The sequence below is a fragment of the Chryseobacterium sp. KACC 21268 genome, assembly GCA_028736075.1.
In the GTDB taxonomy this organism is placed as follows: Bacteria; Bacteroidota; Bacteroidia; order Flavobacteriales; family Weeksellaceae; genus Epilithonimonas.
The window spans coordinates 3,416,150-3,438,964 of the sequence record CP117875.1 but is presented as its reverse complement, the minus strand read 5'-3'; the positions used below and the strand labels follow the sequence as shown (position 1 = coordinate 3,438,964).

22 protein-coding genes are annotated in these 22,815 nt (G+C 36.3%); 17 read left to right on the top strand and 5 right to left on the bottom strand.

Annotated features, from left to right (window positions below; genetic code table 11):
* Positions 1-170 precede the first annotated feature (170 nt).
* From PQ459_15725 to PQ459_15710, 4 genes are read left to right on the top strand one after another with little or no spacing between them, the layout of a single operon-like run.
* Positions 171-530 (top strand): BlaI/MecI/CopY family transcriptional regulator, encoded by a 360-nt coding sequence (locus PQ459_15725; protein WDF46345.1) that lies wholly within the window; start codon positions 171-173, stop codon positions 528-530.
* Positions 530-2,614 (top strand): M56 family metallopeptidase, encoded by a 2,085-nt coding sequence (locus PQ459_15720; protein ID WDF46344.1) that lies wholly within the window; start codon positions 530-532, stop codon positions 2,612-2,614. Before PQ459_15725 ends, PQ459_15720 begins: the two co-directional genes overlap by 1 nt.
* Before the next feature lie 53 nt (positions 2,615-2,667).
* Positions 2,668-3,504: a GLPGLI family protein gene (locus PQ459_15715; GenBank protein ID WDF46343.1), complete on the top strand. Its 837-nt coding sequence runs from the start codon at positions 2,668-2,670 to the stop codon at positions 3,502-3,504.
* A 28-nt stretch (positions 3,505-3,532) separates the two neighbouring features.
* Positions 3,533-4,381, top strand: coding sequence for a GLPGLI family protein (locus tag PQ459_15710; GenBank protein WDF46342.1), 849 nt, complete (start codon positions 3,533-3,535; stop codon positions 4,379-4,381).
* Between the two features lie 45 nt (positions 4,382-4,426).
* Here the strand turns inward: PQ459_15710 and mscL are convergent, their stop codons facing one another.
* Positions 4,427-4,801, bottom strand: coding sequence for a large conductance mechanosensitive channel protein MscL (gene mscL / locus PQ459_15705; GenBank protein WDF46341.1), 375 nt, complete (start codon positions 4,799-4,801; stop codon positions 4,427-4,429).
* Positions 4,802-4,936: 135 nt separating this feature from the next.
* Here mscL and PQ459_15700 point away from each other — a divergent pair, with 135 nt between their 5' ends.
* A complete protein-coding gene (locus PQ459_15700) occupies positions 4,937-6,424 on the top strand; it encodes an NAD(P)H-hydrate dehydratase (GenBank protein ID WDF46340.1) in 1,488 nt (495 codons plus the stop codon).
* On the opposite strand, the gene PQ459_15695 is transcribed toward PQ459_15700, so the two are convergent.
* Positions 6,416-7,465 (bottom strand): DNA topoisomerase IB, encoded by a 1,050-nt coding sequence (locus tag PQ459_15695; GenBank protein WDF46339.1) that lies wholly within the window; start codon positions 7,463-7,465, stop codon positions 6,416-6,418. The two genes, PQ459_15700 and PQ459_15695, sit on opposite strands and share 9 nt — an antisense overlap.
* Before the next feature lie 160 nt (positions 7,466-7,625).
* Between PQ459_15695 and PQ459_15690 the strand changes: the two genes are divergently transcribed.
* From PQ459_15690 to rluF, 7 genes are all read left to right on the top strand, one after another.
* The gene (locus PQ459_15690) at positions 7,626-8,525 is read left to right on the top strand and encodes a permease-like cell division protein FtsX (GenBank protein WDF46338.1); all 900 of its coding nucleotides are present in this window, start codon (positions 7,626-7,628) and stop codon (positions 8,523-8,525) included.
* Positions 8,526-8,528: 3 nt separating this feature from the next.
* Positions 8,529-8,834: a DUF3098 domain-containing protein gene (locus PQ459_15685; GenBank protein WDF46337.1), complete on the top strand. Its 306-nt coding sequence runs from the start codon at positions 8,529-8,531 to the stop codon at positions 8,832-8,834.
* Between the two features lie 80 nt (positions 8,835-8,914).
* Positions 8,915-9,733 carry an undecaprenyl-diphosphate phosphatase gene (locus PQ459_15680; protein ID WDF46336.1) on the top strand — a complete coding sequence of 273 codons (819 nt, stop codon included), beginning with the start codon at positions 8,915-8,917 and terminating at the stop codon, positions 9,731-9,733.
* 207 nt (positions 9,734-9,940) lie between these two features.
* Positions 9,941-10,639 carry a tRNA pseudouridine(55) synthase TruB gene (gene truB, locus PQ459_15675; protein WDF46335.1) on the top strand — a complete coding sequence of 233 codons (699 nt, stop codon included), beginning with the start codon at positions 9,941-9,943 and terminating at the stop codon, positions 10,637-10,639.
* 11 nt (positions 10,640-10,650) lie between these two features.
* Positions 10,651-11,250: a hypothetical protein gene (locus tag PQ459_15670; protein WDF46334.1), complete on the top strand. Its 600-nt coding sequence runs from the start codon at positions 10,651-10,653 to the stop codon at positions 11,248-11,250.
* 213 nt (positions 11,251-11,463) lie between these two features.
* Complete coding sequence (locus PQ459_15665; protein ID WDF46333.1) at positions 11,464-12,351, top strand: T9SS type A sorting domain-containing protein; 888 nt, start codon at positions 11,464-11,466, stop codon at positions 12,349-12,351.
* Between the two features lie 102 nt (positions 12,352-12,453).
* Positions 12,454-13,179 carry a 23S rRNA pseudouridine(2604) synthase RluF gene (rluF, locus tag PQ459_15660; GenBank protein ID WDF46332.1) on the top strand — a complete coding sequence of 242 codons (726 nt, stop codon included), beginning with the start codon at positions 12,454-12,456 and terminating at the stop codon, positions 13,177-13,179.
* 186 nt (positions 13,180-13,365) lie between these two features.
* Here rluF and PQ459_15655 read toward each other — a convergent pair whose 3' ends face one another.
* Positions 13,366-14,697: a helix-hairpin-helix domain-containing protein gene (locus PQ459_15655; GenBank protein ID WDF46331.1), complete on the bottom strand. Its 1,332-nt coding sequence runs from the start codon at positions 14,695-14,697 to the stop codon at positions 13,366-13,368.
* 69 nt (positions 14,698-14,766) lie between these two features.
* On the bottom strand, positions 14,767-15,099 hold the full coding sequence (locus PQ459_15650; protein WDF46330.1) for a MerR family transcriptional regulator: 333 nt from the start codon (positions 15,097-15,099) through the stop codon (positions 14,767-14,769).
* A 164-nt stretch (positions 15,100-15,263) separates the two neighbouring features.
* On the opposite strand from PQ459_15650, the gene PQ459_15645 reads away from it, so the two are divergent.
* Positions 15,264-16,154, top strand: coding sequence for an SMP-30/gluconolactonase/LRE family protein (locus PQ459_15645; protein ID WDF46329.1), 891 nt, complete (start codon positions 15,264-15,266; stop codon positions 16,152-16,154).
* Between the two features lie 13 nt (positions 16,155-16,167).
* Here PQ459_15645 and PQ459_15640 read toward each other — a convergent pair whose 3' ends face one another.
* Positions 16,168-17,475 carry a DEAD/DEAH box helicase gene (locus PQ459_15640; protein WDF46328.1) on the bottom strand — a complete coding sequence of 436 codons (1,308 nt, stop codon included), beginning with the start codon at positions 17,473-17,475 and terminating at the stop codon, positions 16,168-16,170.
* Between the two features lie 384 nt (positions 17,476-17,859).
* Here PQ459_15640 and rpsA point away from each other — a divergent pair, with 384 nt between their 5' ends.
* From rpsA to PQ459_15620, 4 genes are all read left to right on the top strand, one after another.
* The gene (gene rpsA / locus PQ459_15635; GenBank protein WDF46327.1) at positions 17,860-19,665 is read left to right on the top strand and encodes a 30S ribosomal protein S1; all 1,806 of its coding nucleotides are present in this window, start codon (positions 17,860-17,862) and stop codon (positions 19,663-19,665) included.
* A gap of 83 nt (positions 19,666-19,748) precedes the next feature.
* A complete protein-coding gene (locus PQ459_15630; protein ID WDF46326.1) occupies positions 19,749-20,507 on the top strand; it encodes a T9SS type A sorting domain-containing protein in 759 nt (252 codons plus the stop codon).
* A gap of 276 nt (positions 20,508-20,783) precedes the next feature.
* Positions 20,784-21,644, top strand: coding sequence for a proprotein convertase P-domain-containing protein (locus PQ459_15625; GenBank protein ID WDF46325.1), 861 nt, complete (start codon positions 20,784-20,786; stop codon positions 21,642-21,644).
* Positions 21,645-21,791: 147 nt separating this feature from the next.
* On the top strand, positions 21,792-22,775 hold the full coding sequence (locus PQ459_15620) for a DMT family transporter (protein WDF46324.1): 984 nt from the start codon (positions 21,792-21,794) through the stop codon (positions 22,773-22,775).
* Positions 22,776-22,815 lie beyond the last annotated feature (40 nt).

Here is a 22,815-nt window from a genome sequence, read left to right as displayed (position 1 = left end):
GACTAAAATCAATATTTAGTTTAATAATTATTTATGTGCTGATTATCAATTCGTTATGGTTTTTAACTTCTTTTAACTATAAAAATAGTTGTACGAGTGAAAATTAATCCTACATTTGTATTACTAATTTTTTAGTGATATAAGATTGATTGTTTTTAAAAGTAAAGATTATGAATAAGTTAACCAAAGCAGAAGAGCAGGTGATGCAATATCTTTGGCAAATAGAGAAAGGATTCTTGAAAGACGTTTTAGAATTGTTTCCCGAGCCAAAACCGCACACCAACACCATTTCTACAATCCTTAAGATCCTGATGGAGAAAGGCTTTGTAAGTCATAAGACCTTTGGTAGACAACACGAATATTTTCCACTCATTAGTAAAGAGAACTACAGCGGAAGATCGATCAAAAGTCTGGTAAAAAACTATTTCGAAGGTTCTTACACCAATGCTGTTTCGTTTTTGGTAGAAAAAAATGAAATCAGTGTAGAAGATCTGGAACTTTTGTTGGATGAACTTAAAAATAAGGACTAATGGAAGCTTTTATGTTTTATTTGGGCAAGATGATCCTGTGTTCAGGGGTGATGTTTGCTTACTATTTGTTATTCTTAAAGGATAAAACATTTCACCATTACAATCGTTTTTATCTTTTACTGACGGTTATTATCAGCTTGGTATTACCATTGATAAAGGTTTCGTACTTCACCATCGAGACCAATCAGAATTTTTACTTGTTGCTAAGTCAACTCAATCAAAATCAACTACAAAACTCAACCAATGATCTCACTATTTATCAAATTCTTTATGCAATTATTGGAGTGGTTTCAATCATTCTTTTAGTTATATTAGTATTAGGAATTACAAAGATCCAATCTATCAAAAATAAGTTTCCGAACGAGACGATAGAAGGTATCAAATTTTATCAGACTAACTTAAACAACGCACCATTTTCATTCTTCCGAAATCTGTTCTGGAAACAATCCATCCAACTGGACTCGCCTGTAGGACAGCAGATCTTGAAGCACGAGATGGTCCATATCCAACAAAAACACAGTTGGGACAAACTCTTGATGCAGATTGTAAAATCCGTATTTTGGTTCAATCCTGTGTTTTATTTTATCAACAAAGAAATCAATCTTATTCACGAATACTTGGCGGACAACAAGGCAGTGAAAAAATCCGACACGAGAGCATTTGCGCAGATGCTTTTGGAGAGTCATTTCTCTGGGTCGGTACTTCCTGTCACGAGTCCTTTTTTATCATCTAACCTCAAAAAAAGACTTAAAATGCTTACAAAAAACCAAACCAAGTACAGCTACGCACGCAAACTTTTTGCGCTACCAATCCTTTTCTTTATGGTATTTGCCTATATGGTAAATGCGAAAAATAAAGAGATCACGGAAACGAACAAAGCTATAGAAATAGCAGTAAACGAACTTAAAAATGACACGATCAAACCTAAAACTTCCGAGCTAGATAGTTTGTCGACGGATCATCAGAGACAAACTCGCGTCTATTCCGATGCATTGCAGGAAGACCATTTGAAGATGTCAGCGATCAGTAAAAAAATGGATGACAAAGGCAAAGAATTATCTGCACTTAAAAAAGCTAAGAAAGAGGAGACATCTCAATACAAAGCTTTGGAGCAAGATATGGAAACGCTTGCCAGTCAAATGGAAAATATTGTAAGCTCTGACAATTACAAAAACAATATCAAAGGATTGGCGGACAATGCGGAAGCGGTCGCAAAAATGTATGATTCACCGGAGTTTAAGAAAAAAATCGCCGATGTAGAGAAGAAGGCAAAAGAAACGGAAGCCTATTACAATTCTCCGAAATTCAAGAAAAAAATTGCCGATGTAGAGAAAAAGGCTAAAGAAACAGAAGCATATTACAATTCTCCGGAATTCAAGAAAAGAATCGCCGATGTAGAAAAGAAAGCAAGAGAAACAGAAGCGTATTACAATTCTCCAGAGTTCAAAAAAAGAATTGCTGATGCTGAGAAATTAGCTAAAATAGCTGCGGCTGATATTGGAAAGGTCTACAATGAAGCAGAGTTTCAAAAGATGATCACAGATCAGTTTGGAAAGTATGCGTTTTCGGATGGGACTGTAAGGTATTTCAAAGACGATTATATTTTTCCAAAAGTTGACGGTCTTTCTGAAAGCTTTAATTTTAGTTGGTCAGACGGTGCTTTAGATTCTGCTAAGTCAAATTTGTCCCCTAAAGAATTGAAAAAGCTGGAGAAAAAAAGAAAAGAGTTGCAAAAGAAGCAAAACGAATTGTTGGAAGAGCAGAAAAAACTTCAGAAAAAGCAACAAGAGCTTAACAAAGAAGCGCGTAAAAACAATCCTTATTCGGTGACCTTCAATTCAAGACCTGATCAACTGAAGCTTTTGACCACTAACAAAAATATGCTTTACATAACTCCGCCACAACAAATTGTCAGAGCTAATCAAACATTACCAATTAATTCAAAAACGGCCGAGGTTTATGTCAATGGAAAAAAAGTGGATTATAAAGCGTTAGAATCTTTAAATCCCACTGATATTTCCAAAATGCAAATTTTCAAAACGAATCCTAATGGGACTTCAACAATAGAAGTCACTACAAAATAACACGAAAATCCATAACACTACAGCCGGTTCGCCGGCTTTTTTAATCTCAAAATATGAAAAAACTACTTTTACTTTTTGTTCTTTTAGGAACTTTGACGTTCGCTCAAAACAAACGTTTTATCTACGAATACAAACTGATTCCAGACTCCACCGATGTTTCTGATGTCAAAACCGAAATGATGTATCTGGATACGTCAAAAGATGGATCCAAGTACTATAGCTACACGGTCTTTAACTCCGATTCTATTATGAAAGCAGATCTGGAACGCCAGCTGAAGGCGACAGGTTCTATCAATATCACACCGCCTATGAAAAGACCTGTGGTGAGATACTCCGTGACTAAAACATATCCTGACTACAAAACTTATATTCACAGAAGACTTTCTATGGATGCGTATAAGGTTTCAGAAGATAGAAAAATCAAGTGGAAGATCTCATCAGAAAAAGCAAAAATAGGCGAATGGAACGCACAAAAAGCAGAAGCAGATTTTGCTGGCAGACATTGGACTGCTTGGTTTTCCACAGAAATTCCAATTCAGGATGGGCCTTATAAGTTCCAAGGTTTGCCGGGATTAATTGTTAAGATTGAAGACAAAACCGGTTCTCATATAATGGAGCTGAAAGGCATCAGAACCATCACAAGTGATTTGGATATCAATGTTTTTGAGGCTAAGGAAGTTGCTATTAATTCTAAGCAGTTTCAAAAAGTCCTAAAAGAATATGAGAATGATCCTACCAAAGGCATCAAGCAAATCCAGATGGGTGGTGCAAATATCATAATGAATGGTAAAGATGGGAATAGTGCTAGGTTTGCAAAGGAACAGGAAGAGCGTTTGAAAGCACAGATTAAAAAAGATAATAATAGGATAGAGCTGGATATCACAAAATGAGCTGAATCAAAAAACTAAAAACTAAACTATGAATCAACTTTTCCTGTCAGCTTTTCTTTTTCTTTCTATTTTGAGTTTTTCTCAGAACCAAAGATTTTACTATGATTATCATTTTCAAACAGATTCTACAGATGTGGAGACAAAAAAATCAGAATTAATGGTTTTGGATGTTGATAAAAAAGGCTCCAAATATTACAGCGAATATGTCTTTCAAAATGACTCTTTGATGAATGCGCATTTTAGCAAAAATATGGCAACACATAGCGACGAGCCTTTTCCAATGTCTGGCAAAGAAGGTGTTGTGACTCATAAAATTTTAAAATCTTATCCGGATTTCAAAATTAATCATGTCGTTTCATTGGATATGACGCTTTATAATGCAAGTCAACAGGTGAAAATGAATTGGAAAATTCTTCCTGATAAAAAAAGTATCGGAAATTGGTCTGTTCAGAAAGCAGAAACAGATTTTGCAGGCAGACATTGGATTGCTTGGTTTTCGGCAGATATTCCTGTTCAAGACGGACCTTATAAATTCCATGGTTTGCCGGGACTTATTGTGAAATTAGAAGACAAGTCAGGCTACTACAAGTTTGAATTGAAAGGTATTAAAAATAATATTCTTGAAAGAAATATTTTTGCATTCGAATGGGAAAAGCCAATTCCAATTGACTACAAAAAGTATCAAACCATCTATAAAAATTACAGAAAGGATCCAACTGCAAATTTCAGAAGAAAAGTCAGCGAAGGGGAACTCTACATGACGGACGAAGCAGGAAATAAAATGAGTGGTCCCGAATTGATAAAATCACAAGAAAAACAGGAACTAGAGCAAATGAAAAAGAATAATAATGTTTTGGAACTCGATTTACTGAAATAAAAAAACGCCACTGGAAAGTGGCGTTTTACATTTATATAGAAATATTTAAGGTCTTTTCTTCAGTTCGTCACGGATCTCAGCCAATAGAACATCTGTAGAAGATGGTCCTGCTGGTGCAGCTTCTGGCTTTTTATTCACTCTGTTCGCAACTTTGATAAGCCAGAACAAAACAAAAGCAATCACTAAGAAACTAATCACGGAGGAAAGGAAGTTTCCATAGGTTACGCCATTCCAAGCCAATTCTTTAATATTTTCAGCTCCCGCAGCTTTCAATGCAGGCGTTAATAATAATGGCGTAATCACGTCGTCCACCAATGATTTCACAATCGCTCCGAAAGCGCCACCAATTATTACACCGACTGCTAAGTCTACCACATTACCTTTGAATGCAAATTCTTTAAATTCTTTTACAAATCCCATAGTTGTATTTTTTTAATAGTTAGTTACAAAAACAAAAATATAATTTTTTATTTAAATAGATTTATTTTTCACTATTCATAAAAGAATATTAATGATTAAATTTGATTTCGGTCTAATATAAAGATGTCTTGCATTATGAAAATTCTTACTTCTGATCAAATCAAAGCCTGTGATGCTGCAACCGTTAGTAAAGGGATTTCTTCCATTAATCTAATGGAAAAGGCTGCAAGAACTTGCGTGCAGTGGATTGATCTTAATTTTAGAAGAATTGGTAAATTTTTGATTTTCTGTGGCAACGGGAACAATGGAGGAGACGGATTTGCTATTGCTAGGATGCTTTATGAAAAGGGTTTTGATGTAGAAGTTTTTATTAACAAAAAGATAAAATTCTCAGAAGATGCTAACATTAACCTCAAAAAGCTAAAACAAATCAGTGGAATTGATATCAAAGATTTTTCTGATTTTTCAATTATTAAAAATGATAAAACAGTTATTATCGATGCGATCTTCGGTTATGGATTGAACAGGGAATTGTCTGATGAAATCAGAAATATGGTTGACAAATTAAACCAAATGAATGTGCCGAAAATAGCCATCGATATTCCTTCTGGTTTATTTTCAGATAAAATTGTTGATGAAAATTCTACGGTCATCAAAGCGGATCATACCTTGACTTTCCAGTTTTACAAAAGAAGTTTTCTGCATTCAGAAACAGGAAAATTTTGTGGAATGATCACTGTTTTGGATATTGATTTGGATCAGGATTTTATTGAGAAAACAGAAACCAATTATTTCGCGGTAGATGATCATTTAATCAAAGAAATTTACAAACGCCGGGATGATTTCAGTCACAAGGGAACATTTGGGAAAAGCATTCTTGTTGGTGGAAGTTATGGTAAAATTGGTGCTGTTTTGATGTCAACTTTGTCAGCATTAAAAACAGGAAGTGGTCTGACCTTCACTATTGCACCAGCTTGCGGAAATTTGATTCTGCAATCACGAGCGCCAGAAGCAATGTTTATGGACTCTGGAGAAAAATATATTACGAAAATCGAAGTTCTAGATAAGGCTGTTTATGGAATCGGACCAGGCTTGGGAAAAGAAAAGGAAACTGCCAAAGCATTGCTCGATTTTATACAGATTTGCAATCAGCCAATGATTTTGGATGCCGATGCGTTGAATATTCTTGCTGAAAAAGATAAAATTAATTTGATTCCAAAAAATTCCGTTATCACGCCACATCCGTTGGAATTTGAAAGGCTGTTTGGCAAGACGGAAAATTCTTTTGAACGTTTAGAATTAGCTAGGAAGAAAGCGGAAGAATTACAGATATTCATTATTTTGAAAGATCATCATACCGCAGTTGTAACACCCGGTAAAGAAGTTTTCTACAACATCACAGGGAACTCAGGGATGGCAAAGGGCGGAAGTGGCGATGTCTTGACTGGAATCTTAACTTCATTAATTTCTCAAAAATATGATATCAAAAAAGCCTGCATTTTCGGCGTTTGGCTTCACGGAAAAGCAGGCGATTTTGCCGCGCAAGAATTCTCAAAAGAATCGATGTTACCAACCGATTTGATCAGTAAAATAGGCGAAGTATTCAAATCTTTATTAAGCTGAAATCCTGCTCTTCCGTTTATTTGAAGTTTTTGAGTCTTTCTTAGGTGCCGTTTTGGTAGGCTTCAGTTTTGATTTTAACATATATAAAACGCCCACCTCGGTTTCCGACAGATTTTCGTTTTTCCTCAGCAATTTCTTAATTTCTTTCTGAAAATAATGAACCGTATGTCCATTTTTGTAATGCTCAAAAATTCTTGGATCGATGTAAGAATCCCGTGCTACAGAAGGCGTATTTCCCAATTTTTCCGATACACCTACAATCGCGTTTCTGATTCTTTTTTTGAGTTCTTTTTGCTGTTTTTCTTCGCAGATTCCCAGCTCATCCAGTATTCCTGCTGCAATCATTGTTCCTGCCCAGGTTCGGAAATCTTTCGCTGAAAACTCGGCGCCCATTATTTCTCGGATGTAGTCATTCAGATCCTGACTTTCAACCGTGATGAGGTTATTATCTTTGTCATAATATTTAAAAAGTCTATAGCCAGGCAATTCTTCGATTTCAGAGATTACTTTTGTCAATTTCGAATCGATAATGTGCTTTTCTTGAAATTTTCCCGATTTTCCTTTGTAAGAAAATATCATTTCGTCGCCATCAATCATCAGGTGTTTTTTGCGAATGGTCGTCAATCCATAACTTTGGTTTTCCTGCGTATATTTGGGACTCCCCGGACGAAAATAAGCTGAGTCTAGAAGTCTTACCATTGCTGCCAATACTTTTTCACGAGTTATTTTTTTCTTTCTCAGATGTTGTCCCGTTACGCGTCTCATATGTTCCAGATTTTCTGCAAAATGTAAGATTCTGTCGAATTTGTCAGCATCCTTTTTTGCTCGGAATTTTGGATTGTAGATATACTGTTTTCTGCCTTTTTGATCTCGGCCAACAGCTAGGATTTTCGCGCTTTTATTAGTCGTAATCTCCACATCTGTCCAAGCAGGCGGAATGACCAGTGAATTGATATAGTTTATTTTTTCTTTATCTTTAAGTTTCTCATTATTATTAAAATAAGAAAAATTCTTTCCAGAAACCTGTCGTGTTAATTTCATGATTTAGATTTGGTGATTTGCTTAAACAATTAAAATGCCGATTTTAAATAATTGTAAATGTTCGTCGAAATAAAGATTTTCTCCGGCTTTTATGATTTTATTAACAGAGAGTAAGGCAGCTTATTAAACGAAAATTTCTATTTTAGCAAAAATTTTATTGATGCCAAAGACAGTTGACGATTTTAATAAAAGCAGACTCAGATCCAGTAATATTACTGTGGTCATCAGTATTTCACTGGTTTTATTCCTTGTAGGATTATTTGGATTAATATTGATCAATGCTCAGAAATATTCAGATTATATCAAGGAGCAATTGGTTGTGGAAGCTTACTTCGACGAGTATCTCGACCCGCGTGACTCGGCAAAAACTTTGAAATTCCAGGAGGAAACTTTTGCCAAGATCAAAGAGCAGAACTACGTAAAACAGGCTAGATATATCTCAAAACAACAGGCGACTGTACTGGCAAAGAAACAGTTGGGAATCGATGCTGATGCACTTTTTGAAGAGGATATTTTCCCAGCCTCTGTAGAGGTAACTTTGAAGCCCGAATTTGTAGATCCAGCAAAAATAGACGGCGTTGTGACGCAGTTAAAAGCCATCCAAGGTATTAAAGATGTCGCTAATGATAATCAGTTGACCATAGATGTTTATAACAATCTAAACAGGATTTTGACGTGGATTTTAGCTTTTTCAATTTTATTCTTGATTGTTGCAATTGTCTTGATTAATAATTCAATTAGACTGAAGATATTTTCTAAAAGATTCATTATCAAAACGATGCAATTGGTTGGCGCGAAAAGGCGATTCATTCTAATGCCTTTCATCAGAGAAGCTTTAATTCTTGGATTGATTGGTTCTTTCATTGGACTATTGGCGTTGGGCGGACTTTGGTACTATTTTACAAGTCAAATTGGAACACCTTTCGTGCAGGATACAAACCAATATGTTTTACTTGTAATCATCATTTTGTTAGTAGGTGTTTTCATTACCGTTGCAAGTACTATCTTTGCAACCTGGAGATTCCTTAGAAGCAATGTGGATGACCTTTATTATTCTTAAAAAATGGCTAAAAAAACAAACAAATATTCTGCAGATCATTACGGTAAAGCCACTGAAACTGTGGGGAAAAAAGCATTTTACTTCGGGAGCAAAAATTTCAAATTGATGTTGATCGGTTTAGGAATGATTGTGCTGGGATTTGTCTTCATGATGGGAGCAGACGCGAACACAACACCAGATGGGAAGTATGACCCTAATTATTGGAACGAAGATATCTTCTCTTTCAGAAGGATCAGAATAGCTCCACTCTTCGTCATTGCAGGATTTGTGATCCAGATTTTTGCAATATTGAAAAGAAACAAAGATTAGAATTTAAACAAAATACAATTACAAACTTTGTCTTGGTTATGAACTGAGACAAAGTTTTTTTTAATAAAACTAAGTTAACAATGGATTTAATCAAAGCGATCATCATTGCGATCATCGAAGGTCTAACCGAATATTTGCCAATCTCTTCAACCGCTCATATGGGTTTCGCCGCCAGTCTGATGGGTCTGGAGGAAACCGAATTTCTCAAGATGTTTCAAGTGTCAATTCAATTTGGGGCGATACTTTCTGTGGTTGTAGCGTACGGAAAAAAGTTCTTTGATTTCAGTAATCTTCAATTCTATTACAAATTGGCGTTTGCAGTGATGCCGGCTTTGATCATCGGTTTTTTCCTGGATGACGTGATAGAATCCGTTTTAGGAAATCAAATTGCCATTTCGTCGGTTTTGGTTTTGGGAGGTGTCGTCTTGTTGTTTGCGGACAGCTGGTTCAAGAATCCTGTCATCCACGACGAGAAAGAGATTACCATCAAAAAAGCAGTGACCATCGGTTTTTGGCAATGCTTGGCTATGATGCCTGGGACGAGTAGGAGTGCAGCTTCCATCATTGGTGGAATGGCACAAGGCCTGTCCAGAAAAGCTGCGGCTGAGTTCTCATTTTTCCTGGCAGTTCCTACGATGCTGGCGGTGACGCTTTATTCTGTTTTCGTTAAAACTTGGGGTAAAGAAACGCTTCATCCACAAAAAGGTTATGAGATGATTCTGGAATCTCAAGACCACATTACGATTTTCATTGTTGGAAACATTGTAGCATTTGTAGTGGCTTGGATCGCGATCAAATCTTTCATAAGTCTATTGAATAAATACGGTTTCAAACCTTGGGGTTGGTACAGGATTGTGGTTGGAATAGCATTGTTGGTTTATTTTTATTGGTTTAAATAAAATAATTTGGGCAGCTATTTCCTTCTTCCGTTCCAAACCTAACGAAGTGGTTCGACGAAGTCAATCTTTTTTACCTTCGCTTTTCCAGCCACAAAAAGGATTTCCACTCAAGCCGGGCTGCATTAGATTACTTGTTAAAAGAAATTTTTTCAAAACTCTCAAACTCTCAAATCACCAACCCTCCAACTCAAAAAACCTCCAACTCAAATGACAGCAGAAGACCTACAATCCGGACACATATTTCTATTGGACAAACCTTTGGATTGGACGTCATTTCAAGCGGTCAACAAGTTAAAGTATAAACTGAAAAGAAAATTCAAAGAGTTACCGAAGAAATTCAAAATTGGACACGCCGGAACTTTGGATCCACGAGCAACAGGATTACTGATCGTTTGCACGGGTAAGTTCACAAAGAAAATTCCCGAGATCCAAGATGCGCCAAAAGAATATTGGGCAGAAATAAAAATTGGCGTCCAAACCGAATCTTACGACACCGAAAAGCCAGAGATTCTTCAAACCGATTATTCTCAAATTACTGAGGAGCATATTCACGAAACGTTAGCCAAGTTGATTGGCGAGATCGACCAGAAACCACCCGTTTTTTCAGCACTAAAAATTGATGGAAAACGTGCCTATGACCTGGCAAGAGCAGGAACAGAAGTCGAGATGAAATCCAGAAAGACCACGATCCATTATCTTAATGATATAGAGATCAATTTGCCTTTTGTCTCTTTCACGGTTGGCTGCAGCAAGGGAACGTACATCCGTAGTTTGGCGCACGACATTGGTCAGGAGCTTGGCGTTGGCGCATATTTGACGCAACTAAGACGAACAAAGATCGGAGACTATTCTGTAGAAGATGCAAGCTCTGATTTTATCAATGATGATTTGCAAATCTCAGAATAATAAGAAGCTAAATGAAAAGAACTTTATTGGCGTTGACTGTTGTCTTGTCCAGTTGTGTATTAGCACAATCAGAAAAGCATAAAAGTAAGACGATGGGCTTTTACATTAGTCCAAATTTTCAGGTTGGTTATAATTTAGGAAATTCAATAAAAGATGGTCAAAATCAAGATTCTCAGTACTATCAACAATATGTTGCATCTTATCTTCCCAATGACTTTACTTACGGTGTTGGCGTAGTCGGCGGTTATCATATTTTACCATTTTTTGCTTTGGGAACTGGACTGAAGTATAATTATGTTTCAGACAATCTTCATCTTCTGAATTGGACGGTCCAACCAAAATTTATCTTTGGGAAAGATGAAGGCAAGTTCATTTTGGAATTTGAATACGGAAAGCAATTCAACCAATCCAACATCAATAATACCCATTACTTTGGAGGGAAATTAGGCTATCAGGATTCTTTCTCAAAGAGATTGATTCAAGAAGGTGGCTTATTTATTTATCGTTATAATTCTAATGTTTCGAATGCTTATTTCATTGGTATTTCTGTGAGTGCTACGATTTTTAGCAATAAGAATTACACAATTTATGGTCAAGATGAAAGGCTGTAATTACTAAAAATAAATAGTTACTTTTATATTTTTTGTATCAATTTGTCTGTAGTCGCAAATATCTTCTTGTTATATTTTATTTCTATCGACTTTTCTTTAAATTTCATAAAATGTTTAATTTAAAGTATTTGTTGTAATTTCTTGTGGTATTCAAGATTATAACGTAATTTCGCTATCCTTTTTAAAATAAACGTTTAATTAAATTTCAATTTTATGAAAAGAATTCTATTCTCTTTAATTGCTACTTCTGCAATTTTTTATTCTGCTAATGCTCAAACAAAAATTTCTTTCGAAACTTCAGAAGGTTATAATGCAGGAGCATTAGACGGACAATTGACCTGGACAGCTTGGGGTGATGCACCAATCAGTTATACTTCGCTTTCAACTGCAAAAGCATCAGATGGTGTAAGATCTGTTAAAATTCTTAGTGACGAATCTGTTGAGGCTAACTATGGGATTGAATCCACGGTTCCAAGTTATAATAAAGCTGTGATTTCTTATGACATCAATGTTGAAGCTTTGAATGGTTCAGACAATTTCTTTCTTGTATATTCAGATGAGTACGATGTTGTAGCTGCTGTGGATTTTGATTATACTGGTGCGGTTGCCGTAAGTGATGCTACAAGTGAAGATCTAATTGAAACTTCTAAATCATTCAGTGCAAATACTTGGTACAACGTAAAAATCGAATTGGATTTTGGTATTCACGAGGTTAAATATTATGTAAATTCTGAATTATTACATACTGGAGCAATCGATTCTAGTCTTACCGGTTATGGAATTGTTGATCTAATGACAGATGATTATGGTACAAGTTTTTATGTTGATAACATCCAAGTAACTGATGCAACTTTGGCAACTTCTGAAGTTTCCAAAAAAGATATCTTCCGAGTTTATCCAAACCCAACTGTTGACGTGGTGAACTTTGACGTAGCTGGAAAAATCAATTCTGTAGAAGTTTATGACGCTGCAGGTAAATTGGTGAAAACTGCTAATGGCGGGGCGAAATCAATCAACGTTTCTGAATTAAGCAAAGGAAACTACGTTGTAAAAGTAAAAACAGAAAACGCTTCTTACACGAAAAAAGTAATCAAGAAGTAATCTGATTTTTTAAAAATTATTCAAAGCTCCACTTTCGAAGTGGAGCTTTTTTGTTGTATTAAGTTTCAATAAAGCATATTTTTGCAAAAGATTTAGAACAGATTGGAAAAAATAAGAATTAATAAATATTTGTCAGAGGTAGGTTTTTGCTCCAGAAGAGCTGCGGACAAACTTCTGGAAGAAGGTAGAATCACAATCAATGGCGTAATCCCGGAGATGGGAACCAAAGTTTCTGACGATGATGAGATCTTCGTAGATGGGAAAACCATTCGCAAACCAAAGGATGATGACTTTGTTTATATCGCTTTCAACAAACCAGTCGGAATCGTTTGTACCACGGATACGAAGCGTGAAAAGAATAATATCATCGAATACATCAACCATCCAAAACGGATTTTTCCAATAGGAAGATTAGATAAGCCCAGCGAAGGATTAATTCTTCTGACTTCCGACGGCGATATCGTCAATAAAATCCTCAGAGCGCGAAATAATCACGAGAAAGAATATTACGTGAGGGTAAATAAACCAATCACCGAAAAATTTCTTGAGAAAATGAGAAATGGTGTTCCAATTCTGGACACCATAACCAAAAAGTGCGAAGTAGAAAAAATCGATACGATGAATTTCCGAATCGTCCTAACACAAGGTCTCAACCGACAAATCCGAAGAATGTGTGAACATTTGGATTACGAAGTTAAGAAACTGAAACGAGTTAGAATTATGAACATCAAACTCGATTTGCCAGTGGGAAAATGGAGAGACTTGACAACAGAAGAAATGACCGAACTGAACGGATTATTAGAAGATTCCAGCAAAACGTTTGATTAATAATTATCAAATTGAAAATGATCTATTTCTCGCAGATTTGGCTGATTTTGCAGTTTTTTTTTAAAATAATCATTTGCTGAATTTACTAAATCTGCGAGATTTTTTGTGATTAATTTTCAACTATCAACTATCAACTATCAACTATCAACTATCAACTATCAACTATCAACTATCAACTATCAACCATCATTTATCATTAATAATATAAAGTCTCATCTTTTCTTCATACTCCGGTTTTAATTTCAAAAATTTCCAGATCTTTTTGTCTTCCGGATTGGTGATTCGATAATAGATTATCCTATCGGCAGAGAACTTAAAATAAGGGTGTTTCTTTAGCCAATCTTCAGGAGCGTTTGATAAAGAATATTTTGCGACGTTCGAGTTGTCTAATTTTGCAGTATAGATCAGTTTCTCGCCCAAAGCTCTTTCGATTTCATAGGTTTCCAGCAATTGATTTTTGTTGATGAAACCGCCAAGTTTCTTTCTGAAAGCTAATATGCCTGCAGCATCTTTTTCAGTAAAACCATATTCTCGTAATTGTTTGAAGGTGATCTCATTCAGATTTATTTTACTAAAATCTGTCTTCTCCGCAAGCACCGGCTTTTCTTCCGTCGTTTTGTCAGGAACAGAAAGTTTGATCCAAGGCTTCATCTCTTCGAATTTTTCGGGCGAGATCATATAGCATTTTTGGATGTCTTCTAATGATTTGAAAGTTCCGCGCAAAATTTTGTTTTTATAATTCAGGATAGAAGCAGCTTGTTTCTCAGAAAATCCCAAAGCTTGCCATTGCTCAAGATTCAATTCATTTGGGTCAAAATGGTGCGTGATCTTAAAGGTTTCTTTCTCTTTCTTTTTCTCAAACTTTGCCACCAAATTTTCTGGCGTTCTTGCTGGCAAAATCAGATAAGGTGACATTTGTGCAAACTGTTCATCGTTGATCATAAAGCATTCCTTCAGCTTTTCTTTACTGATAAAACTGCCGCCGAGATAATTTTTATATTTCAAGATTGCCGCCGCTTGTTTCTCAGAAAACCCTAGTTTTTCCCAGTCTTTTTCAAAATATAGATCTGGATTGAATTTCCCTGTGATATTCAGCTTTTTCTTCTCAAAAGTTTTAAAACTGAAGTTTTCTTTTTTAGCTTCAAGGTTAGTTTCAGGAAGCAAGATGTAATTTTTCAGCTGTTCATATTTCTCTGGAGTCAGCGCGTAACATCTTTTGAATTGTTCTTTGGATTTGAAATTTCCACCAACCACTTCCTTATATTTCAAAATGGTTTTGATTTGCTTTTCGCTGAAACCAAGATGCTTCCACTGATTTTCATCCAGGTCATTTGGATTGAATTCAGTGAGGATGATTTCTTCAACTTTTTGGGTGATGAAAGTAATTTGAGGTTTTTCGTAGTGCTGATTCTTTTTATAAATAGAAAAAGCAAACTGCGAAAAAATAATGAGAATCCCGAAAATAGCAAGGCTGAGAAGCTGCCTTTTCCGGATCTGGAAAGGTAATTTCTGATTCATCTTTGTGTTTTAACCAAAGTTAAATAAAATGAATCAAATATTTGTTAATTGAATAAAAAAAACTTTAAACTAGTCGTTTAGGGAATTTTTAAGCTTCAGAAGTTCTGCTTTGATGAATTCCAATCGGTCAATGATGGTGATGGTTTCCGAGATCTTCGTGTTGGTTGTCAGTGCCACTCTTGCGCCATCCAAAGTGTAACCTTTCTCTTTCACCAGGTGGTAGATGATCTTCAAATTCTCGATGTCGGAAGGTGTGAAGTAGCGGTTTCCCTTTTTGTTTTTCTTCGGTTTGATGATAGGGAATTCCTGTTCCCAATAGCGGATCAGTGAAGTGTTGACGTCGAAAGCTTTTGCGACTTCGCCAATCGAATAATAGAGTTTGTCAGGAAGATTAAGTTTCATTCTTTGTATCGAGTTTTCAAAGATAATTATTTTTAATTCTTTTACACAAATTGTAACTTGCAACTTTAGAATTTACATTATGAAATCGCCATTATTAGAAAATACAAACGACGATAACGATACAGCGATCGCATATGGTAAATAAAAACAATAAATATCAACATATGAAAAGTTTTTGGAAATTGGGTTATGCGGCATTTTTGTTGATTTTGGTGAGCTGTAAAGTTCAGAATACAGGTGGGAAATTATTTGCAGTGCCACCGACATTGCTTTCGAGTCAATTTACTTTTACCGAAGGTCCTGCATCTGACAAAGAGGGAAATGTGTTTTTCACCGATCAACCGAATGACAAGATCTATTTCTGGAACTGGAAAACCAACAACGTGGAGATGTTTCTTGCCAAAACAGGCAGAGCCAACGGAACTTATTTTGATAAAGACGATAACCTGATCACTTGTTCGGATGACAACGGCGAGATCTGGAAGATCAATAAGAATAAGGAGGTCCAGGTTTTATCACAAGGTTTTGAAGGCAAAAGGCTAAATGGTCCCAATGACCTTTGGATCGACAAATTTGGTGGCATCTATTTCACAGATCCTTTGTACGAAAGGGATTATTGGAAAGACTTCAAAGTAGAGATCCCAGAGAAGAGTCTTTATTACCGAAATGAAAATGGAACGATCACAAAACTGGAAACATTTGTCCAGCCAAACGGTATCGTCGGTTCTCAAAAACTGAAAAAACTGTATGTTTCTGATATCGATGCTGGAAAAACCTATGTTTACGACATTCTTGGCAAAGGCAAACTTTCCGAAAAAAGATTGTTCTGCGAAATGGGTTCGGACGGAATGACGCTCGATAATCAAGGAAACCTCTATTTAACAGGAAAAGGTGTAACGATCTTCAATAATAAAGGTGAAAAATTAACCAATATTCCGATTGATGAAGAGTGGACCTCTAATGTGACTTTTGGTGGAAAAGACCATTCAACTTTGTTTATCACGGCTTCAAATTCTGTTTATGTTTTGCCGATGAATGTTACTGGAATTCAATAAAAAAGATCGCTTATCAATAAGCGATCTCTATTTTTACTTTCTTGCCTTTCAGTTTTTCGTTGGCTAGTTTTTTCAGCAGTTCAATCGTCTTTTTACGATTGACAGCAACGTAGGAAGTGGTGTCTTTCACTTCTATCAGACCGATGTCATCTTTTTCAAGCTCTCCTTTTTTGATGAGGTAACCTACGATGTCCACTTTGTTCACCTTGTCTTTTTTTCCGGCACTGATGTAGATCGTTTGGTTTGGTGTTCTCTCAGGAACGCGGTTGCTTTCCGAAACATTTTCTTCCGGCGTATTGTTTTTGATGAAGGGAAAATTCTCGTCCTCGGTCATAATTAAATAAGCAAAACCTTTGGCATTCATTCTCGCCGTACGTCCATTTCTGTGGATGAAAGCGTCTTCTTTCGGCGGCAATTGATAATGCACGATAGATTCCACTTCTGGAACATCCAAACCTCTGGAAGCCAGGTCTGTTGTGATCAATATTCTCGCCGAATCATTTCTGAATTTCAGCAAAGCGCGCTCACGTTCGTCCTGTTCCATTCCGCCGTGGAAGGTTTCTCTCTGGATTCCTTTTTCTCGTAATAATTCTGAGATCCTATCGACTGCATCTCGGTGATTGCAAAAGATCAAAGTTCTTTTGTTTCCGATTTTACAGATTAATTGGAATAAAGTGTTCAGTTTGTCTTCGGAAGTCGTCATCACTTTGCGAAGTTGGATGTTCGGTTTTGACTCGCTTTCTTTGAGGAAGTTGATCTTCTTTTCGTCGTTAAGTTCCACAAATCTCGGGATGTTGTCCATCACGGTTGCAGAGGTCAGGATCCTTTGCTCAAGACCTGTCAAAGAACCGATGATGTATTCCATATCTTCCTGAAAGCCTAATTCCAAAGCCTTGTCGAACTCGTCCAAAACCAAAGTCTTGATCGTTTCCGGATCGAAGTTTTCGTTCTTCAAATGGTAAGCGATCCTTCCTGGCGTCCCAACCAGAACTGCTGGTGCCTGGATCAGATTATTGACCTCGATTTTTTTATCGTGACCACCATAAGCGATAGAAACCTTGAAATCCGTTCCCATCGATTTGAAAACCTGCTCAATTTGCAAAGCCAATTCTCTTGCGGGAACCAATATCAAAGCCTGAATTCCTTTAACATCTGATTTTAAATTTCTGAGAACCGGAAATAAAAATGCCAAAGTTTTTCCAGAGCCTGTTGGTGACAGTAGTACAATGTCGGTTTCGTTTTCAGAAGCGGTGTATGTAGATTTCTGCATTTGATTCATATCCTGGATCTGCAGTTTTTCAAAAATCGGTTGTAATTCCATTTTGCAAAGATAAGAGATTTGGAAGATGGTTGAAAGTTCTAAATTGTGTTGTCTATTAATAAAAAATACCAAACCCCTAGCCCCGATAGTGACGGTTACCCCACAGCAAGCCTTGGGAAAGCGTCGGCGCGAGGAGTAATAGTGGATAGCGGGATTAAGCTCCTAATGATTTGTATAATTGTGAATTGATTATCAGATGATTATGGATGTATTGAACTTCTTGTGAAATATTGTTGGTTTCAAATATTTTTCTTAATTTTGCACCACTTTTGTGAACGCACTTTCGGCGAAGTAAAACATTAACAATTAACATCTTCCATATTTTTCAGGATTCACAGCAAAGCCAAAGTCTGAGTAAATTAGGAATACAAATTTTTTTAGAAAATGTCAAAAGAGACAAATTCAGCAGAGGTTCTATTGAACCAAAACGTAACACCAGAACAATTTGATTGGGATTCTTTCGAATCAGGTCTTAACGCAGAAGACAGAAGCGAGAAGAAAGAATTGGAAGAAATCTATAACGGTTCTCTTAACAATCTTGCAGACAACGATGTGATCATCGGGAAAGTTGTAAGATTGACTGATAAAGAAGCGATCGTAGATATCAACTTCAAATCTGAAGGTGTGATCTCTCTAAATGAATTCCGTTACAACCAAGGTCTTAAAGTAGGCGATGAAGTTGAAGTAATGGTTGACAGAAGAGAGGACAAAACAGGACAATTACAATTATCTCACAGAAAAGCTAGAACGCTTAAAGCTTGGGATAGAGTAAACGAACTTCACGAAACTGGAGAGATCGTAAACGGTTTTGTAAAATCTAGAACTAAAGGAGGTATGATCGTTGATGTTCACGGAATCGAGGCGTTCTTGCCAGGTTCTCAGATCGACGTGAAACCGATCAAAGATTACGATCAGTTCGTAGGTAAAACTATGGAGTTCAAAGTTGTGAAGATCAACCCTGAGTTCAAAAACGTAGTTGTATCTCACAAAGCGCTTATCGAAGCGGATCTTGAAGGACAGAAGAGAGAGATCATCGGTCAATTAGAAAAAGGACAGGTTCTTGAAGGAACTGTTAAAAATATTACTTCTTACGGTGTATTCGTAGATTTAGGAGGTGTTGACGGATTGATCCACATCACAGACCTTTCTTGGTCTAGAGTGAACCACCCATCTGAGATCTTGGAAGACGGACAAACTGTAAAAGTTGTTATCCTTGATTTTGATGATGAGAAAACTAGAATCCAATTGGGTATGAAGCAATTAGAAGCTCATCCTTGGGATGCTCTTTCTGCTGACCTTAAAGTTGGTGACAAAGTAAAAGGAAAAGTTGTAGTTCTTGCTGACTATGGTGCATTCGTAGAGATCGCTCCAGGTGTAGAAGGATTGATCCACGTTTCTGAAATGTCTTGGTCTACTCACTTGAGAAGCGCAGGAGATTTCGTAAAAGTAGGTGATGAGGTAGAAGCAGAAGTATTGACTTTGGATAGAGAAGACAGAAAGATCTCTCTAGGTATCAAGCAATTGAACAAAGATCCTTGGGAAAATATCGAAGCTAAATATCCAGTAGGTTCTCAACATGTTGGAACTGTAAGAAACTTCACAAACTTCGGAGTATTTGTAGAATTGGAAGAAGGAATTGATGGATTGATCTATATCTCAGACCTTTCTTGGACTAAGAAAATCAAACACCCATCTGAGTTCTGTGCAGTTGGAGATAAATTAGACGTTATCGTATTAGAACTTGATACGCAAGCAAGAAGATTGTCTCTAGGTCACAAACAATTGACTGAAAACCCTTGGGATAAATTCGAAACTAAATACGCTGAAGGAACTGTACACGCTGGAAAAGCGACTGAAGTACACGACAAAGGTGCATCTATCCAGTTCGAAGATGTAGAAGTTGAAGCGTTCTGCCCATCAAGATTATTAGAGAAGGAAGACGGATCTAAAATCAAAAAAGGTGACGAAGCTCAATTCAAAGTGATCGAATTCAACAAAGAATTCAAAAGAGTAGTGGTTTCTCATACAGGAATCTTCAGAGACGAAGAGAAAAAGAATGTAAGAGATAACTCTAACAGATCTAACAACAACAGCAACACATCATCTTCTTCTAACAACGAAGAAAAATCAACGCTTGGTGATATCGATGTATTGGCAGAATTGAAAAGAAAAATGGAAGAAGGAAACTAATATTCCCTAATTCTTAATTTTTTTAATAAATTAGCCACCCGAAAATTATTTCGGGTGGCTTTTAATTTTAATATATATAATAAATGAAAAAAAAATTACTCTTTGTAGGTTTGATCACCTCTATCTTTTCATCGGCTCAAATCAATGTGAGCGAAAGTTTTGAAAATACAACGTATCCAGGCTTTACTAATGTTTCTTTCTACAGAAGTGGAGTAGAAGCTGTTTGTGCCGGAACTTATGGTTTGACAAGAGGATTCTGGAGTGGTGGTGCTACCGGATCTACTACCTACTCTTCAACAGCATCCAATGGAGGGAAACTGGATATCTCATTCAAGTATAAAACTTTTGTTTACAACAACGGAACAGTAAATGGTAACCTGAAAGTAGAATATTCTATTGATGGTGGCCAGACTTATGTTGCTTTACAAACAATTACATTAGCATCCGTGGCTGCTTGTGCGACTTGGACTGTCTCTCTACCTCAAAATACAATTCCAGCTTCAGCTGATTTTAAATTAAGAGTTTCAGGACAATGGATGTCAGGAGATTATTGGGTTATTTTAGATGATTTCAAATTGACACAATCACCGTTTCTAGCAGTGTCTGATGTTGCTAAGAAGGAAATTAAAGTTTATCCAAATCCTTTCAAAGATGTAATTTATCTGGATAGTGCGGATTCTGTAAAATCACTTACTATATCTGACTTCTCCGGGAGAAAGATCAAAATAATCAACAACATTTCTAAAGAAATAAAAGTGTCAGAACTCAAAAAAGGAAATTATATTTTGACCATCGAATATAATGATGGTAGTAAAAATCAAACTAAATTAATAAAAGAATAACCAAAACCGCCAATTAGGCGGTTTTTTTATTTGATTTAAAATATTAATCTAATTTATGTATTTATCTATTTAAATATTATATAAATATGATTATTTCATAGATTTAAGTTTATTATTTAAATTTTATAATTTTTGTAAATTTTATCATTTTTGTTTGAAAATATTATATTTTAATTTTGTTTTTAATATTAATTATATGTTAATATTGGTTAAATGTATAATTTTATTTAAAATTGTTATATAAATTTGATTGTTAACTTTTTAAATGCATTAATTATGAACAAAAAATTATTCTTTGCAATCTTGCTATCTGGAGCGTTAGGTGCTCAAACTTTTAGCAATACCACATTAACTGCTATTCCTGATAATAGTACCGCAGGAGTTACTTCCTCCATCCCAGTTAGTTTAGTAGAAACTATTTCTGATCCTTCCAAGGTCTCAGTCAAATTAGCGCTGACTCATACTTGGAGTGGAGATGTTACGGTTGGTCTGGTAGTTCCCGGTGGAGCAACAACTGGAGCAATTGCTCTAATTAAAAGAGTAGGAAGCACAACTGCAACTGGTGTAGGATCTAGTGCCAACTTTGGATCTGCTAATGTTTTGACATTCAATTCTGCTGCTACTGCGCCTATCAGTACTGTTGGGCTGTTGACTGGAGACAATATTCCGGCTGGTACTTATCTGCCATCCGTAAGTGCTACCACAAATCCTGCAGATTACACGGTGGCTAATTTATCTACTTTATTTACTGGTTTGGCAGTCAATGGAACTTGGTCACTCAAGCTTTTTGATTCCGTGGCAAGTGATACTGGATCGCTCAATAACTGGCAGGTTGTTTTTGATCCCGGTACTTTCTTAGGAGTCAATACATCAATTGTAAGTACGCCAGGACTTTCTGTTTTGGGTAATCCATTCAAAGAAACATTGAATCTGAAAGTCAATACTTCTGCAAAGGATGTCAAGTTTGATATCTATTCTATGGATGGGAAAAAAGTATATTCTTACAATCAGAATGCTTCTAAAAATTCTTCAGGAGATCTTAAAATCCCAACAGAAAGTTGGACTTCTGGAATGTACATCCTTACACCTATTGTCAACGGAGAAAGACTGATGACTATTAAATTAATCAAGAAATAGAATGTCCTAATTCCGAATTGAATTGCAACCGTCTCACTACGATGAGGCGGTTTTTTGTTTATGATTTATATCCTCAATCTCAATTATCTTCAACCAAACTCGACTAGCTATTTTTTTAATCGTAAATTTGCCGGCTCAAAAATAGTTATGGAGAAAAAAAATATATTAAAAGGCGTACTGTTTGTCGGCATCGGAGCGAGCATCTACGGAATGCTGGCAACGTTTGTTAAGATGTCCTACAAAGATGGATTTACCACTTCCGAGGTCACGACAGCGCAGTTTGTCTTAGGATTTATAGGATTGTTGATACTAAATCTCATCCAAACCAAAACCTCAAAAAAACAACTTTCAAAACCAACTTCCAAAGAAATCAGAATGCTGATGTTGGCAGGAACTTCTATGGGATTCACCAGTTTATTCTATTACATCGCGGTTCAATACATCAATGTTTCCATCGCCATCGTTTTGTTGATGCAATCCGTTTGGTTCAGCGTGGTTGTTGAAAGTTTTATCGCCAAGAAATTCCCGAATGCCAGAAAGGTCATCGCAGTGATCATCGTTTTAGCAGGCACAATTCTGGCAACCAACCTGATCAATATGAAGGTCGAGCTTGATTGGCACGGCATCTTCTGGGGCGTTTTGGCCGCGGCATCTTTCACGATGACAATGTTTACCTCAAATACAATTGCAACGCATTTGCCGGTTCTAAGAAAAAGTATGACGATGCTGACAGGCGGTTTGATTGTCGTAATGTTATTTTTATTCTTCGCCCAGATCGGACCTTTGCATTTTGAAGGACTGAGATCGTTCTACCTCAATTTTACAGAAAATACACAACACATTCGCCCATTCGATTATTCCATTTTCTGGACCTATGGATTTGTTTTGGCATTATTCGGAACCATCATTCCACCGATTTTATTTAACATCGGATTTCCCAAAGCAGGTTTGGGATTGGGAAGTATCATCTCGTCCTTGGAACTTCCGGTTTCTGTCACGATGGCTTTTGTATTATTGAAAGAAGAAGTCATTCTCATCCAATGGTTCGGGATCGTATTGATACTTTTCGCCATTGTCCTGATGAATCTACCATCTAAAAATGAAGTAGAGCCAGCCAAAGCTTACCACTAAAAAAATGACATAAAAAAACCGTCTCATTTTACTGAGACGG

Bases quoted from the DNA above. Each gene is read 5' to 3' on its own strand.
- PQ459_15625 (WDF46325.1), top strand. From the start codon at position 20,784: ATGAACAAAAAATTATTCTTTGCAATCTTGCTATCTGGAGCGTTAGGT.
- PQ459_15640 (WDF46328.1), bottom strand. From the start codon at position 17,475: ATGGAATTACAACCGATTTTTGAAAAACTGCAGATCCAGGATATGAAT.
- truB (WDF46335.1), top strand. From the start codon at position 9,941: ATGACAGCAGAAGACCTACAATCCGGACACATATTTCTATTGGACAAA.
- PQ459_15695 (WDF46339.1), bottom strand. From the start codon at position 7,465: ATGAAATTAACACGACAGGTTTCTGGAAAGAATTTTTCTTATTTTAAT.
- PQ459_15700 (WDF46340.1), top strand. From the start codon at position 4,937: ATGAAAATTCTTACTTCTGATCAAATCAAAGCCTGTGATGCTGCAACC.
- mscL (WDF46341.1), bottom strand. From the start codon at position 4,801: ATGGGATTTGTAAAAGAATTTAAAGAATTTGCATTCAAAGGTAATGTG.
- PQ459_15710 (WDF46342.1), top strand. From the start codon at position 3,533: ATGAATCAACTTTTCCTGTCAGCTTTTCTTTTTCTTTCTATTTTGAGT.
- PQ459_15725 (WDF46345.1), top strand. From the start codon at position 171: ATGAATAAGTTAACCAAAGCAGAAGAGCAGGTGATGCAATATCTTTGG.
- PQ459_15620 (WDF46324.1), top strand. From the start codon at position 21,792: ATGGAGAAAAAAAATATATTAAAAGGCGTACTGTTTGTCGGCATCGGA.
- PQ459_15680 (WDF46336.1), top strand. From the start codon at position 8,915: ATGGATTTAATCAAAGCGATCATCATTGCGATCATCGAAGGTCTAACC.
- PQ459_15720 (WDF46344.1), top strand. From the start codon at position 530: ATGGAAGCTTTTATGTTTTATTTGGGCAAGATGATCCTGTGTTCAGGG.
- PQ459_15645 (WDF46329.1), top strand. From the start codon at position 15,264: ATGAAAAGTTTTTGGAAATTGGGTTATGCGGCATTTTTGTTGATTTTG.
- PQ459_15655 (WDF46331.1), bottom strand. From the start codon at position 14,697: ATGAATCAGAAATTACCTTTCCAGATCCGGAAAAGGCAGCTTCTCAGC.
- rpsA (WDF46327.1), top strand. From the start codon at position 17,860: ATGTCAAAAGAGACAAATTCAGCAGAGGTTCTATTGAACCAAAACGTA.
- PQ459_15690 (WDF46338.1), top strand. From the start codon at position 7,626: ATGCCAAAGACAGTTGACGATTTTAATAAAAGCAGACTCAGATCCAGT.
- PQ459_15715 (WDF46343.1), top strand. From the start codon at position 2,668: ATGAAAAAACTACTTTTACTTTTTGTTCTTTTAGGAACTTTGACGTTC.
- PQ459_15630 (WDF46326.1), top strand. From the start codon at position 19,749: ATGAAAAAAAAATTACTCTTTGTAGGTTTGATCACCTCTATCTTTTCA.
- PQ459_15665 (WDF46333.1), top strand. From the start codon at position 11,464: ATGAAAAGAATTCTATTCTCTTTAATTGCTACTTCTGCAATTTTTTAT.
- PQ459_15670 (WDF46334.1), top strand. From the start codon at position 10,651: ATGAAAAGAACTTTATTGGCGTTGACTGTTGTCTTGTCCAGTTGTGTA.
- PQ459_15685 (WDF46337.1), top strand. From the start codon at position 8,529: ATGGCTAAAAAAACAAACAAATATTCTGCAGATCATTACGGTAAAGCC.
- PQ459_15650 (WDF46330.1), bottom strand. From the start codon at position 15,099: ATGAAACTTAATCTTCCTGACAAACTCTATTATTCGATTGGCGAAGTC.